This window comes from Streptomyces sp. NPDC059201 (assembly GCF_042754585.1).
GTDB lineage: Bacteria > Actinomycetota > Actinomycetes > Streptomycetales > Streptomycetaceae > Streptomyces.
The window spans coordinates 1-977 of sequence record NZ_JBHZBB010000018.1 but is presented as its reverse complement, the minus strand read 5'-3'; the positions used below and the strand labels follow the sequence as shown (position 1 = coordinate 977).

2 protein-coding genes are annotated in these 977 nt (G+C 73.1%); both read right to left on the bottom strand.

Annotated elements, in window-relative coordinates; all coding sequences use genetic code 11:
• Positions 1 to 137 precede the first annotated feature (137 nt).
• Complete coding sequence (locus ACFXMG_RS36985; protein WP_383830941.1) at positions 138 to 596, bottom strand: ATP-binding protein; 459 nt, start codon at positions 594 to 596, stop codon at positions 138 to 140.
• A gap of 13 nt (positions 597 to 609) precedes the next feature.
• Positions 610 to 963, bottom strand: coding sequence for an STAS domain-containing protein (locus ACFXMG_RS36980; protein WP_030749286.1), 354 nt, complete (start codon positions 961 to 963; stop codon positions 610 to 612).
• Positions 964 to 977 lie beyond the last annotated feature (14 nt).

Here is a 977-nt window from a genome sequence, read left to right as displayed (position 1 = left end):
CGTCGCCCAACACCCGCCCGCCGGCGGCGCCCCCCCCGCTCTAACCACTGTGCGGCCCGGGCCGGCCGGGGGGGGGGCGGCGCCCGGGGGGGGGGGGGGGCCCCCCCCCCCCCACGTCTCCGTCCCGGGAGCGCGGCTCAGGACAGGATGTCCGCGTCCGTCTCCGCAGGCGTGGTGGGCCAGCTCATCCGGATGGTGCCGCCGTCCTCGCCGGCGGTCACCTCGACGTCGTCGACGAGCCCGCGGATGACCGCGAGACCCATCTCGTCCTCGCCGCCGGCGTCGTCGGACTCCTCCGCCGGGGCCCCGGCGCGCGCGCCGGGAACACCGGCGGCCGCACCCGCACCGGGCACCTCGTCACCGACCTCGATGGAGAACGTCTTCTCCTCCTCGGTCAGCACGACCCGGATGGGTGTGGTGACGTCGGAGCTGCGGTGCAGCCCGACCGCGCGGGAACACGCCTCGCCGACGGCGAGGCGCACCTCGTCGAGGACCGCCTCGTCCACCCCGGCCCGGCGGGCGACCGCGGCCGCCACCAGACGGGCCGTACGGACGTGCTCGGGCTGGGCGCTGAAGCGGAGTTCAACGGTGGCCATGGGATCCCCCCGGTCAGTCGACCGCGTTGACGGCCTCGTCGACCGACGTGTGGATCGGGAAGACCTTGGTGAGGCCCGTGATCCGGAAGATCTTGAGAATGCGCTCCTGGTTGCAGACCAGGCGCAGCGAGCCCTCGTGGGCGCGCACGCGCTTCAGCCCGCCGACGAGCACGCCGAGGCCGGTGGAGTCGAGGAAGTCCACGCCCTCCATGTCGACGACCAGGTGGTAACTGCCGTCGTTCACCAACTCGACCAACTGCTCGCGCAGCTTGGGCGCGGTATAAACATCAATCTCGCCACCGACCTCGACGACCGTACGGTCGCCGCCAGCTCCGGGCACAGTGCGAGTCGACAGGGACAGGTCCACGGATCCTCCAGCAC